The following is a 13,128-nucleotide window of genomic DNA, read 5'->3' as shown; positions in this document are numbered from 1 at the left end:
TATTTTAATTAGCGAGGAAACGCACACACGGAAATTACCCGAATGCCCGTGTGTGCGTTCTTGTTTTTAGAATATTCGTACAGAGATACAGAATCTAGAATAACTTTTCCTTTTGCTGATGAGGCATGAAGCAAGTGTAATTTCCCTTTTATCCAGCATGCAAAGCCCATGTGTACTACGTCTAATCCTTTAATGGAAGTGGTTAATGCCAGTATATCTCCATTATGTATAGGAAGTTCTTTTATAGGTTGGTCCAACCGTTGTTTGGGGATATAAAATATGATTTTATCTTGCCATTGAGCTTCTATTGTGCGCATCTTCTCTACCTCTAAGGGGTTGTCCTTCAATGCGGGATAAGCCTTCGGATGGCTTGTCATAAAAGACAATGTCAGTGGGTGTGAAGAATGGCTCAAATCTTGGGTACGTTCATGTAAAAAGCCTTTTGATTCGTTGTTTTTTACCCAATCGCTGAAATAGTGCAAACGGGAAGAATATCCGTTTATAATTCCGTTTCGGTAGCGTATACGTGTCAGGTTATGTATAAATGCCCTATAAGTCAAATTGTTCTCTTGCTCGGTCAAAACGAGAGCTAGTACAGTTTCTACGAAGGTAGTACAATCCAAAGAGTCGAGGCGTACGACCAGCCTCTCCTCTCCTTTTGTTTCTAAAGTTCCTGCTGCATAAGGTTTGTCTAAAAATGCTTGGCCGTAAAAAAGAGTTCGACAGCTATCACTGGGAAGTGATGCTCCGGTATGAAGCAACTTCTCTACCTTTATGCTGTCTTGGTATATAGAAGCCTGTGTGGGGAGGTTAAATATAAAAGCACTCCATATCAGGAAAAAGCTAAGCTTCATTTTCATGCTCAGGATCGCCTTTTAATATAGGAAGAGTAATATGATATTTTACAGCCAGTACACGAGTAAGAAATACGGTAGAACCACTTACGATTTGAGAAATATATGATTCTACACCTACTAAGGCACAAATCCAGTAAGCAATGCCGCCTACTACACAAGCCATAGCATAAATCTCCTTGCGGAAAATAAGAGGAATCTCATTGATGAATACATCGCGGATAACTCCACCGGCTGCTCCGGTCATACTACCCATAATAATGGCTACCCAAAACGGATATCCTGCAGCTATACTTCGTTCTACACCTACGACGGTAAAAAGAGCTAAACCAATGGTGTCGAATATGAAGAATGTATTGTTTAGATGAATAAGGTGTTTGCTAAATAAAATAACGAATAACATGGCAAAAGCCGTACATATTACATAGAACGGGTCCTGCATCCAAGCTGGAGGTACATCTAAAAGGACATCGCGTAAAGTTCCACCACCAATAGCGGTTACCAATCCTACAACATAAGCTCCAAACCAGTCGAAACGTTTGGCAGAAGCCAAACGAATTCCACTGATAGCGAATGCAAAAGTTCCGATAAAGTCTAGTACTTGTACAAATGAGGGCATTGTGTTTATGTTTCTTTTGGGTTAGAAGTATTGTATTGTTTAGAGATTACCATGCATAGCTGAATCCCAGACTCAGAAGTTCCTGTAATTGGAAGTAGCTATCTCCTTCAGCTCTTGTTACTGAATCGTCGAAACGAGTGTGTACAAAGAGTTTGGTTGAGAAAAAGCGATTGAACACGAAAGTGAAAGTGTTTTCCCAGTCGGACAATACTTTTTCGTAGTTAGTGGTATATGAGAATTTTGAATCCCACATCAAATTAGAAAGAATCTTATAGTTTAATGTTACTTCCAAACGAGAACCCAACTGATTTTCTACTTTCTTTCCTGCTTTAATGTTATACTTTGTCGGGTCTACCTTGCTGCTTGCTACACTGTATCGGGTGTAGTTGAAAGGGTTGACCAGTACAGACAAATTGCAAACGCCATCTTTATTATATTTATAGTCCATACCAAGACCGAGGTTCAATTCGGCCGGAGAGAATAAAGCAGCAATCAGATTATCTGAATTGGTGTCATAGTTGGAGAATAACTGAGTCTTGAATTCTCCAGACAAAGTATAATACCAGTTGGCAATGGCCTTGTATCCTAACTTGGAGCTTAAACGAACCATATCGTTATTGGGCTTAAACTTATGTACGGTATCAGAAGGAGTGGTAACAAATCCCATCTTCCACTCTATCTTGTTTTCAAACTGAACCTTTTGACGATCATCATAATTGAACTGCCATAACAAGTTTCCCAACAAAGTTTTTACACTCTCACCTCCGTTGTACCAGTTGTCGGATACATAATTTTGAGAGAACTGTACGTCTGCATTACCAGCAATCTTCCAGAAATTAGGTTTGGCAACAGATAAATCCTGTTCTTGCACTCCGTGTACATGTGTCGGAGTTGTCAGAAGGCCATACACATATTCTCTTCTTGGTCTTTTTATGATTAACTCCTCTGAGAGAGGCTCCAAGTCCTTTAATTGCATCTCGTTTTTATTTACCAAGTTCGGATATTGCAAATAAAAACTAAGTAATTGTTTGTTGATGGCCCGGTCAATATCAGCTGAAGTCGTTACATGAGGAACTTGAAACAAGGAATCGTGTTCCACATTTTCTTTGATGAACGGAATTTTTGGTGTCCATCCTTCTATACTCATAGCTTGTTCTATGGGAGCGCTATAATAAGTTGCCGGCATAGACAGTTTATAGTAGTCTGCATTCGAGCGGATATCAGGAGCTGGCAAATAAATGTCATCCCAGCGTTCGCACCACTCTTTCCGGTCGCTACGGTATTTGTACAGAAAACGGTTAAATTGTAAAACAATAGGATTTATTTCTACAATATTCTTTTTTCGCAAAGAAAGCGAGTCTGCTGCTATACTCTTGGAGGGAGCTGCTATTGTATCTGCCAATAGTATTTGAATAACTCTATGCATGGAATCAATAGCAACAGTATCTCGTACGAAAATGTCGCTTTTAGTCTCTTTTGTAGCTCTTTGGGTTATAGTACTGTCTTTTACAAGAGTGGTATTTGTCAATATTGTGTCATTGACAAGTAGATTGTCTGTAGATGTTTGTGAATATCCTTTGCTATATAAAGTAAGGACTATAAGAAAAATGCCTATCTTTTTCATCGCTATTTTATGTATGTAATTTCTGCAAAAGTACAATTATTTTTTAAGAATTATTTCAAAAAACAAAGTTTGTATGTGTTTTGTTGACGATTCTACTAATTTAATATACGAAGAGGCAATTTTTATCTCTCGACTCTTATTGGAATGCAACAGAACATGAAGAACGAAAAGCAAAATGAACCTTAACATTCGTATGTTTTCACGTTATCATGCTATGAGTTTCGGCATTTTTTTATAATTTTGCATCTTTGAATAATAGTTTTAAGAAAACAAATCATTTAAAAATATTCGATTGTGGCAGAAACAAAGTACATTTTCGTAACAGGTGGTGTTGCCTCTTCATTGGGTAAAGGTATTATTTCATCATCTATTGGTAAATTGCTTCAAGCAAGAGGCTATAGCGTTACCATCCAGAAGTTTGACCCGTATATCAATATCGATCCGGGAACCTTGAATCCTTACGAACACGGAGAGTGTTATGTAACGGTAGACGGACATGAAGCCGACCTCGACCTTGGTCACTATGAACGCTTTTTGGGTATTCAGACAACAAAGGCAAACAACATTACCACCGGACGTATCTACAAGAGTGTAATCGACAAGGAACGCCGTGGTGATTATTTGGGTAAGACAATCCAGATTATCCCTCACATTACGGATGAAATCAAACGCAATGTGAAGTTGCTTGGTAATAAATACAAGTTCGACTTCGTAATTACCGAAATCGGAGGAACTGTAGGTGATATTGAATCATTGCCTTACTTGGAAAGTATCCGTCAGTTGAAATGGGAATTGGGTAAGAATGCTTTGTGTGTACACCTTACTTATGTACCTTATTTGGCTGCGGCTGGTGAATTGAAGACTAAACCTACTCAGCATTCTGTAAAAGAATTGCAGTCTGTAGGTATTCAGCCGGATATCCTGGTATTGCGTACAGAACATGAATTGAGTACTAACCTGAAGAAAAAGGTTGCCCTCTTCTGCAATGTAGACGACAATGCCGTTATTCAGTCAATGGATATGCCGACTATTTACGAAGTTCCTTTGCGTATGCAGGAGCAGAACCTGGATGTAACTATTCTTCAAAAGATGGGATTGCCTGTAGGCGAAACTCCTTCTTTAGGTCCGTGGAGAGATTTCTTGAACCGTCGTAATAAAGCAACGGAAAAAGTGAAAATCGGTTTGGTGGGCAAATATGATTTGCAGGATGCATACAAATCTATTCTTGAGGCTTTGTCGCAGGCTGCTACTTACAACGACCGTAAAGCTGATATTCATTTCATCAATAGCGAGAAATTGACCGACGAGAATGTAGAGGAACAATTGAAGGATATGGATGGAATTATTATCTGTCCGGGATTTGGCCAGCGTGGTATTGAAGGTAAGTTTGTTGCTATCAAGTATTGCCGTACACACGATGTACCGACATTTGGTATTTGTCTGGGTATGCAATGTATCGCTATCGAATTTGCCCGCAATGTATTGGGATATGCAGATGCCAACAGCCGTGAAATGGATGAAAAGACTCCGCACAATGTGATTGACATTATGGAAGAACAGAAATCAATCACCAATATGGGTGGAACAATGCGTTTGGGAGCTTATGAATGTGTGCTTGATCCTACTTCTAAAGCTTATCAGGCATACCAGAGTGAGCATATCCAGGAACGTCACCGTCATCGTTATGAATTCAATAACGACTATAAGAAAGAATTCGAAAATGCCGGTATGAAATGTGTAGGTATCAATCCTGAATCAGATTTGGTGGAAATCGTAGAAATACCGACCTTGAAATGGTTCATCGGTACTCAGTTCCATCCTGAATACAGTAGTACAGTACTGAAACCGCATCCTCTGTTCTTGTCGTTCATAAAAGCAGCTATTGAAAAATAATAGGTATTAATTATATAAATAGAAAAAATGGATAAAAACACGTTAGTGGGATTCGCACTGATTGGAGTGGTCATTGTCGGATTTGGCATTTGGAATCGCCCCAGTCAGGAGGAAATGGAGCGTGCAAGACACTATCAGGACTCTATTCAGGCGGTAGCCCAAAAACAAGAAGAAATACGCAAAGCACAAGAAGAAGCAGCGGCAAAAACCATTCAGATTGATTCAACTTCTGCTCTGTTTTCTGCAACACAAGGAACAGAACAGTTTACTACACTGGAAAACGATCTGGTACAGCTCACTCTTACAAATAAAGGAGGACGAGTATGCAAGGCCATGCTGAAAGAGTATAATGACCAGAAACATGAACCACTGGTTTTGTTTGATGGTACAGATGCTTCTTTGAACTTTGGATTTGCAGGAAAGAATGAAAATATTCTGACCGAACAGATGTTTTTTGAAACTACTCAGGTAACCGATTCTACTGTTACTATGCGTCTGAATGCCGGAAATGGAGGACATTTGGATTTTACATACAAATTGTTGCCCGAGTCGTATGTAGTTGACTTTACTGTGCAGGCGACTGGTATGCAGAACTTCTTCTCTCCTTCCTCTCGTAGCATGAGCATCAACTGGAAGCAGCGTGCGCGTCAGATGGAGAAAGGATATACATTCGAGCAGCGTTATACGTCGCTTACCTATAAGCCTAATGGAGATAGTTTCGATTATCTGAGTGAAACAAAAGATGAGAAAGAAACAATTCCTGAAGTACTGGATTGGGTAGCATTCAAGAATCAGTATTTCTCTTGCGTATTTATGGCAGAGAAAAGCTTTGAGAATGCAACTCTCGAGTCAAGAATGGAACAGAAAGGTAGCGGCTACATGAAGAATTATCAGGCAGATATGGAAACTGCATTCGACCCTACAGGAGCTACTCCAAGTCGTTTCCAGTTCTATTTCGGTCCGAATCACTTCAAGACACTGCTGGCTACCAATGATTTGAGTTTTAAAGACAAAGATCAGGAGTTGGAAGACTTGGTTTATCTGGGATGGCCTATTATCCGCCTGATTAACCGTTGGTTTACAATTAACCTGTTCGATTGGTTATCAAGCTGGGGACTCAGCATGGGACTTGTTATCTTGCTGATGACTATCATTGTAAAAGTATTGGTATTGCCTACTACTTACAAGTCGTTTATGTCGTCGGCTAAAATGCGTGCTTTGAAGCCTTACGTTGATAAGATTAACGCTAAATACCCGAACAAGGAAGATGCATTGAAGAAACAGCAGGAAACAATGGCGCTTTATAGCCAGTATGGAGTAAGCCCAATGGGAGGATGTCTTCCGATGCTGATTCAGACTCCGGTGTTTATGGCATTGTTCTTCTTTGTTCCGAATGCTATCGAACTCCGTCAGCAAAGTTTCTTGTGGGCAGACGATTTGTCTTCGTACGATGATTTAATCAGCTGGAGTACCAATATTCCTTTGCTGGGAAATCATTTGAGCCTGTTCTGTTTGCTGTTTAGTGTGGCTACTGTATTGAATCAGATTATCATGATGAAACAGCAGGATATGGGCAACAATCCGCAGATGGCAGCTATGAAATGGATGATGTATATCATGCCGGTGATGTTCTTCTTTATCTTTAACGAATATGCATCGGGATTGAGCTACTACTACTTTATTTCAAGTTTGATTGGTATTCTTACCATGTGGATTATGCGCCGTATGACAGATGAGAAGAAGTTGCTGGCTCAGTTGGAAGCCAATAAGAAAGCTCCTTCGCAGAAGAAGACCAGTGGTCTGATGGCAAAACTGGAAGCTTTGCAGAAAGAGCAGGAACGTCTTCAGAAAGAACGTCAAGACCGTCTGAATAAAAAATAAATTCTTTCGAAGAATAGATATCAAGAGCGATTTACCTAAAAGTAAGTCGCTCTTTTCTTTTCTATACGCTCTTTTTTGTACATTTGTAGGACAAGGAAGAATATTCAACTTTAAAAACGAGAAATAAATGAATAAGAATTTTATGACGATGACGGCTGCTATGGTGCTGGCTGCATCAGCAGCACATATTGAGCCTGGTGTGGCTGCAGAAATTATCGGTAAGCAGGAAGTTACGTTCAAGGACGGCCGCCTTACTCCTGAAGCGTTGTGGGCAATGGGGCGTATCGGCAGTTCGAGTGTCTCTCCCGATGGCAAACGGATTGTTTATACCGTATCTTATTATAGTGTAAAGGCAAACAAAAGCCATACTGTAATTTATATAATGAATGCAGATGGTTCGGAAAATACTCTACTTACTACAGGCGCAGCCAGCGAGATGGAGCCTGCATGGATTAAAGGAGGTCAGAAGATTGCTTTCCTTACTTCGGAAGGAGGAAGCTCTCAGATATGGGAGATGAATATAGATGGCTCCGGACGCAAACAGCTTTCAAATTATGAAGGAGATATAGAAGGTTTCCGATTTTCTCCCGATGGAAGCAAAGTGGTCTTTATCTCTCAGGTAAAATACGGTAAACGTACCTCGGATTTGTATCCCGACCTGGATAAAGCCAGCGGTATGGTAATAGACGACCTGATGTACAAGCATTGGGATGAATGGGTGCAGTATGTACCCCATCCGTTTGTGGCTTCGTTTGATGGCAATAAAGTAGGACAGGCAACCGATATTCTGCAAGGTGAGCCTTATGAGTCGCCTATGAAACCTTTCGGAGGTATCGAACAGATAGCATGGAGCACTGATTCAAAGCAGATTGCTTATACGTGCCGTAAAAAAACAGGAAAAGAGTATTCTGTATCTACCGATTCGGATATTTATCTTTACGATATAGAAAACAAGCAGACACGCAATCTGTGTAAAGAGGATGCTACAGATAAGAATATGGGTTATGATACTAATCCTAAGTTTTCGCCAGACGGTAAACGGATTGCATGGCAAAGTATGGAGCGTGACGGCTATGAAAGCGACCGCAACCGTTTGTGCGTAATGGATTTGAAGAGCGGGCAGAAAACCTATGTGACTGAATCATTCCAGTCGGGAGTAGACGATTATTGCTGGGCACCGGATGGAAAGACTCTGTATTTTACCGGTGTATGGCATGCTACCAGCATGATTCATAGTACAAACCTTAAGGGTGAGGTAAAGCAGCTGACAGACGGTATGTACGACTATGCTTCGGTAGCTGTTCTGAATGATAAGCAGTTGCTTACCAAACGCCATTCTTTGAGCGCAGCCGATGAACTCTTTACTGTAAGTCTGAAGAAAAAAACGGAAGTGGTGCGTATCACTAAAGAAAACGACCATATTTTCAGTCAGTTGAACTTGGGTAAGGTTGAGCCACGTTGGACAAAGACAGTGGATGGAAAAGATATGCTTTCGTGGGTAGTTTATCCTGCCAATTTCGATCCGAATAAGAAGTATCCTACCCTTCTCTTCTGTGAAGGTGGACCGCAAAGTCCTGTCAGCCAGTTCTGGAGCTATCGATGGAATTTGCAGATTATGGCAGCAAATGATTATATCGTTATTGCTCCGAACCGTCGCGGATTGCCGGGATTCGGTATGGAATGGCTGGAGGAAATAAGCACCAATTATGGTGGTCATTGTATGGACGATTATTTGAGTGCTATCGATGATATTGCTCAGGAACCTTACGTAGATAAAGACCGTTTAGGCTGTGTAGGAGCAAGTTTCGGCGGATATTCTGTATACTGGCTTGCCGGACATCATAACAAGCGGTTTAAAGCCTTTATTGCGCACGACGGATTCTTCAATATGGAACAGCAGTATCTGGAAACCGAAGAACTTTGGTTTGCAAACTGGGACTTGGGTGGTCCGTATTGGGATAAAGAAAATCCGGCTGTGCAGCGCAGTTATGCCAATTCTCCGCATTTGTTTGTTGACAAATGGGATACTCCTATTCTTTGTATTCACGGAGAAAAAGACTACCGTATCCTTGCTTCACAAGGTATGGCTGCCTTTAATGCGGCTAAGTTGAGAGGAGTACCTGCCCAACTTCTTGTATTCCCCGATGAAAATCACTGGGTGTTGAAGCCTCAGAATGGAATTTTATGGCAAAGAACTTTCTTCAACTGGCTCGACAGATGGTTGAAGGATAAGAAATAATAATCTGATTTATAATTCTCCCTTGTCTTGTGTTTAAAATGCAGGCAAGGGAGAAAATGTTTTACTTAATAACAATACTATGGGACTTTTTAATGCTCTTTTGGGAAATGTATCCGAAATGGATGCCAATGCTTTGAAAAATGAATATCAGCCTTTACTGTGCGAGGGGGAGAAAATAGAAAAAGCGTATAAACTGATACGTGATAAGTGGGTATTTACCAACAAACGCCTGATTATACAGGACACGCAGGGGGTGACGGGCAAAAAGAAGGAATATTATTCTATCCCCTACCGTTCTATCGAACGGTTCTCGGTGGAAACTGCCGGTACGTTTGATATGGATGCAGAAATAAAAATCTGGGTACGGGGGTGTGATGAGCCGCTGGAGCAGCAGTTTGGCCGTGAGTCGAATGTAGCGGAGGTGCAGCGGGTTCTGGCGCAATATGTATTGTAATAAAATAAATCCCAAAGAAATGGGATATTTATTGCGTGATATAAATGTTGTGAAAGAAAGAAGTTTAAAACGAGAAAGCTGCTTCCATAAATACTTTGGAAAATGTACAGAGAAATACCAAAGGTGAATTGCTTCCAATAGAGGAGATAAAAGATATGAACATTTATGAAATAACTTTCAGTCCGACAGGTGGAACGAAAAAAGTTGCCGACTTTCTGGCAACCGAATTGAGTCAGGAGATTAGATGTATTGATTTGTCAAACGGTAATGAGGATTTTCATAAATTCTCATTGACTAATGAAGATACGGCTATTGTTGCCATTCCATCCTATAGCGGGCGCGTACCTTCTACAGCAGCAGAGCGCATAGCAAAGATTCAGGGCAATGGTGCTAAAGCAGTTATAGTCTGTGTGTATGGGAACCGTGCCTATGAGGATACTTTGGTAGAACTTCAGGACATTGCACAGCAAGCCGGATTTTCTGTGATAGGAGCTGTTGTCGCAATTGCAGAACACTCGATAGCACATCGATATGCCACAAACAGACCGGATAAGGAGGATTATGAGCATTTAAGAGCATTTGCAGAGCAGATTGGAAATAAACTGAGAAGAAATGACTTTTCCACTCCAGCAATACCGGGCAACAGACCCTACCGGAAAGCTGCCCCTACAGGTATTGTACCTAAAGTTACAAAAGCATGTATCCAATGCGGTCTTTGTGCTTCCAAATGCCCGGTAGGAGCCATTGACAAGAACAATCCGGCAAAAGTAAACAAGAAAGTCTGTATCTCGTGCATGCGATGCATCACAGTATGTCCCCATCATGCAAGAAAGGTGAACGGATTGCTTCTTGCTATCGTAAACATGATGCTTAAGAAGGCATGTACCGTACGGAAAGAATGTGAGTTGTATCTCTGATGCATTGCTTTGGGGTTCCTTGGGAAACTATGAATATGATATTAGGAACAACTGAAAATCTCTGACAATGATACAATATATAATATGCTGTCATTGCCAGAGATTTTCAGTTTATCAGGTAATCAATAATAGAACTTTTTACAACAGATTTTCGCGTTCTGTGATTTCGGCATCTGTCATTGTGTAGCCTTCCAGACTTCCATCCTTTGCCTGAATACAGATATAAATCATAGGCTCAGCAGAAGTACACTTTAAGTTTCGGTCACATCCTGGTGATACACGAACGATTGACCCTTCACTGATTTCGAAAACTTCATCGTTTACCTGAAACTTTCCGGCTCCTGATAGGATAATGTAGTTTTCTTCATTCGCCTTATGGTTATGAAAGAACGGAACAGATGCCCCAGTCGGCAATGTACCGAACGAGATCTCACATGAAGTAGCTTCTGTAGCTTCTTTCACAAACTGCTTACCTTCAAAACCCTTGATGCAACCGATTGTTGCGTGAGCGTACTTTTCGCCCTTGTTCATAATTTTAATATTGCTCATATTTTCTGTTTTTATAAAGTTGATTAACTTTGTATTCTAAACTTACTATCATTCAGATAGTGCAAAATTAATCCTTTTTATATTGATAAACAAGAAGTTACATAAATGTAACCCACTTACTTTAAGGTAATTATTATTGGAAATGAACAGCTTGCAATTACAAGAAAATCTAAAAAAATATACTCGTATAGAAGAATGCCCTATCCGGAATGTGTTGTCGCGGTTTTCCAGTAAATGGGCTATGCTCATATTGTGCGTACTTTCTGAAAATGAAGCAACGCGCTTTAATATTATAAGTAAGGCTATTCCGGATATTTCTCCTAAGGTACTTACCGAGACATTAAAGGCTCTTGAGGCCGACGGGCTGGTGAAAAGAAAATTATATGCCGAAATACCTCCAAGAGTGGAATATTCATTGACAGAGGTAGGCCAAAGTTTAATTCCTATACTAAATAATCTCATAAAATGGGCATTGGATAATTCGGCATATATGTCAAAACATAGAAAAAAGTAAATCAGATATTTTCTATAATTTTACATCAACGACGGGTGTTTTGTTGTCAAGTTGGAGAATAAGGTTTGAAGGTAAGGCAGTAAAAAGAGGGATATATTTTTTTTCTGACAAAATGAAAGTTTCTGATTCTCTTCTTTTCTTGTCGACATGATAATTGCAAAGTGTCAATTCTGATGCTTCTACACGGCGTTATTTGCACACGTATTCGGGAATGGTTGTGATTTTGCCGGTTTTTTGAACCTTTCTGAAAACGGGAAGACAATGAATTGGTGCGTAATAAGACTTCAAGGAAAAGAAATGCGGAGAAGAATGTCTTTTTATATGATATTTAAACTTAAATCCATCGTTTTGTTATCGGATAAACGATGGATTTTTATGTACTTATGAAGGAAATTTGCTGGAAAATCGGTTTTAAGGTATTCTGTTTTTCCGCATTTAGCAAGAATTGGAAACGCGAATGGTCGCGATAGCAAACGTTATTAGTCGCGTAAGCCGATGATACTTGAATCGGAAGGCTTCGATTCAAGTCGTGATTAGGGGTAATAATGAAGGTAAATATATGCTGTAAAGCATGTTTTAGGCGCTGTTTTCGGCTTGAGTGAGAGAATTTTTACATCATGAGTAAAGATTTTGTCTGAAATGTGCGTTAGCAGAAAAAGCCTTTTTCTCTGTTTTAAGAAAGAAAATATTCGTTTTGCTTGTCAAAATGTCAGAATAGGAAAAGAGGTAAAAGGCCGTGCAAAGAAAAACAGGTGTATGGCTGGCATAAGCCAACGATACACCTGATGATATAAGATAAGAATAAAAATTATTTTTCTCTATAACTGATGGTTCCGGTAGCCTGATGAGTAGGCATAACCAGTACTTCGGCTATCTGGACGTGTTCGGGGGCCGAAGCTGCATAGTAGACTACTTCGGCGATGTCATCACCCGTCAGTGGGCGGATACCCTTGTAGAAGTCGTCGGCACGCTGCTTGTCGCCACGATAACGTACCACAGTGAAATTCGTTTCTACCATACCCGGCTTAATGTTCGTTACGCGCAGCGGAGTGTCTACCAGATCGATCCGGAGTCCGTCCGACAAGGCTTTTACAGCAGCTTTGGTAGCACAATATACACTTCCTCCCGGATAAGCTGCATCACCGGCAATGGAACCGATATTGATGATGTGTCCGCGTCCGCGTGCGACCATGCCCGGCACAATCATCCGTGTCATGGAGAGTAAGGCTTTAATATTGGTGTCGAGCACAATGTCCCACTCGTCAAGATTCCCTTCAAATTCTTTGTCTACCCCGATTACCAGTCCGGCATTGTTTATCAGTACATCAATCTGCTGCCATGAGCCTTGCAGGGAGTCGATGGCTGCGCGCATGGCAGCACGGTCTCTTACGTCGAAAGGCAGAGTAAGTACTTCTACTCCCAAGGCGGTGAGCTCCTCTTTCAACTGGTTGAGTTTTTCGATGTTTCTGCCGTTCAGAATCAAGTTCGAGCCCATGGCTGCAAACTTACGGGCACAGCCTTCGCCAATGCCACTGGTGGCTCCGGTTATCAGTACGTTTTTTCCTTTCATGCTCTGTTCTCCTT

Annotated in this window: 11 protein-coding genes; 6 read left to right on the top strand and 5 right to left on the bottom strand. The window is 40.8% G+C overall.

The annotated features are described in order from the left end of the window. Positions 1-8 precede the first annotated feature (8 nt). Genes O6P32_RS01400 through O6P32_RS01390 form a run of 3 tightly spaced genes read right to left on the bottom strand, consistent with a single transcriptional unit; the run spans position 9 to position 3,097 of the window. Positions 9-860 (bottom strand): N-acetylmuramoyl-L-alanine amidase-like domain-containing protein, encoded by an 852-nt coding sequence (locus O6P32_RS01400; protein ID WP_269876399.1) that lies wholly within the window; start codon positions 858-860, stop codon positions 9-11. Next, entirely contained in the window at positions 844-1,473 is a 630-nt protein-coding gene (locus tag O6P32_RS01395) for a trimeric intracellular cation channel family protein (protein ID WP_269876398.1), read from the bottom strand. The genes O6P32_RS01400 and O6P32_RS01395 overlap by 17 nt, the downstream gene beginning before the upstream one ends. A gap of 46 nt (positions 1,474-1,519) precedes the next feature. Beyond that, positions 1,520-3,097, bottom strand: a complete 1,578-nt coding sequence (locus O6P32_RS01390; RefSeq protein ID WP_178266841.1) for a DUF3078 domain-containing protein — start codon at positions 3,095-3,097, stop codon at positions 1,520-1,522. Positions 3,098-3,391: 294 nt separating this feature from the next. On the opposite strand from O6P32_RS01390, the gene O6P32_RS01385 reads away from it, so the two are divergent. From O6P32_RS01385 to O6P32_RS01365, 5 genes are all read left to right on the top strand, one after another. Further along, the gene (locus tag O6P32_RS01385; protein ID WP_178266842.1) at positions 3,392-4,990 is read left to right on the top strand and encodes a CTP synthase; all 1,599 of its coding nucleotides are present in this window, start codon (positions 3,392-3,394) and stop codon (positions 4,988-4,990) included. A gap of 27 nt (positions 4,991-5,017) precedes the next feature. Then, positions 5,018-6,871 (top strand): membrane protein insertase YidC, encoded by a 1,854-nt coding sequence (gene yidC / locus O6P32_RS01380; protein WP_269876397.1) that lies wholly within the window; start codon positions 5,018-5,020, stop codon positions 6,869-6,871. A gap of 127 nt (positions 6,872-6,998) precedes the next feature. Next, the gene (locus tag O6P32_RS01375) at positions 6,999-9,110 is read left to right on the top strand and encodes a S9 family peptidase (RefSeq protein ID WP_269876396.1); all 2,112 of its coding nucleotides are present in this window, start codon (positions 6,999-7,001) and stop codon (positions 9,108-9,110) included. A gap of 79 nt (positions 9,111-9,189) precedes the next feature. Next, on the top strand, positions 9,190-9,564 hold the full coding sequence (locus O6P32_RS01370) for a PH domain-containing protein (RefSeq protein ID WP_178266845.1): 375 nt from the start codon (positions 9,190-9,192) through the stop codon (positions 9,562-9,564). Positions 9,565-9,659: 95 nt separating this feature from the next. Continuing rightward, positions 9,660-10,481, top strand: a complete 822-nt coding sequence (locus O6P32_RS01365; RefSeq protein WP_269876395.1) for an EFR1 family ferrodoxin — start codon at positions 9,660-9,662, stop codon at positions 10,479-10,481. A 138-nt stretch (positions 10,482-10,619) separates the two neighbouring features. Here O6P32_RS01365 and O6P32_RS01360 read toward each other — a convergent pair whose 3' ends face one another. Next, the gene (locus tag O6P32_RS01360) at positions 10,620-11,030 is read right to left on the bottom strand and encodes a cupin domain-containing protein (RefSeq protein ID WP_178266846.1); all 411 of its coding nucleotides are present in this window, start codon (positions 11,028-11,030) and stop codon (positions 10,620-10,622) included. A gap of 142 nt (positions 11,031-11,172) precedes the next feature. Between O6P32_RS01360 and O6P32_RS01355 the strand changes: the two genes are divergently transcribed. After that, complete coding sequence (locus O6P32_RS01355) at positions 11,173-11,544, top strand: winged helix-turn-helix transcriptional regulator (RefSeq protein WP_178266847.1); 372 nt, start codon at positions 11,173-11,175, stop codon at positions 11,542-11,544. Between the two features lie 808 nt (positions 11,545-12,352). Here the strand turns inward: O6P32_RS01355 and O6P32_RS01350 are convergent. Next, positions 12,353-13,114, bottom strand: a complete 762-nt coding sequence (locus O6P32_RS01350) for an SDR family NAD(P)-dependent oxidoreductase (protein WP_269876394.1) — start codon at positions 13,112-13,114, stop codon at positions 12,353-12,355. Between the last annotated feature and the right edge of the window lie 14 nt (positions 13,115-13,128).

The sequence above is a fragment of the Phocaeicola acetigenes genome (genome assembly GCF_027529745.1).
Taxonomy (GTDB): Bacteria; Bacteroidota; Bacteroidia; order Bacteroidales; family Bacteroidaceae; genus Phocaeicola; species Phocaeicola acetigenes.
Note: the sequence above shows the minus strand (reverse complement) of the source record. Positions and strands in the feature narration are given on the sequence as shown.

What these genes read in the sequence shown, in the direction of transcription:
- O6P32_RS01360 (WP_178266846.1), bottom strand. Translation starts at nt 11,030, where the DNA reads ATGAGCAATATTAAAATTATGAACAAGGGCGAAAAGTACGCTCACGCA.
- O6P32_RS01400 (WP_269876399.1), bottom strand. Translation starts at nt 860, where the DNA reads ATGAAAATGAAGCTTAGCTTTTTCCTGATATGGAGTGCTTTTATATTT.
- O6P32_RS01390 (WP_178266841.1), bottom strand. Translation starts at nt 3,097, where the DNA reads ATGAAAAAGATAGGCATTTTTCTTATAGTCCTTACTTTATATAGCAAA.
- O6P32_RS01355 (WP_178266847.1), top strand. Translation starts at nt 11,173, where the DNA reads ATGAACAGCTTGCAATTACAAGAAAATCTAAAAAAATATACTCGTATA.
- O6P32_RS01375 (WP_269876396.1), top strand. Translation starts at nt 6,999, where the DNA reads ATGAATAAGAATTTTATGACGATGACGGCTGCTATGGTGCTGGCTGCA.
- O6P32_RS01395 (WP_269876398.1), bottom strand. Translation starts at nt 1,473, where the DNA reads ATGCCCTCATTTGTACAAGTACTAGACTTTATCGGAACTTTTGCATTC.
- O6P32_RS01370 (WP_178266845.1), top strand. Translation starts at nt 9,190, where the DNA reads ATGGGACTTTTTAATGCTCTTTTGGGAAATGTATCCGAAATGGATGCC.
- O6P32_RS01350 (WP_269876394.1), bottom strand. Translation starts at nt 13,114, where the DNA reads ATGAAAGGAAAAAACGTACTGATAACCGGAGCCACCAGTGGCATTGGC.
- yidC (WP_269876397.1), top strand. Translation starts at nt 5,018, where the DNA reads ATGGATAAAAACACGTTAGTGGGATTCGCACTGATTGGAGTGGTCATT.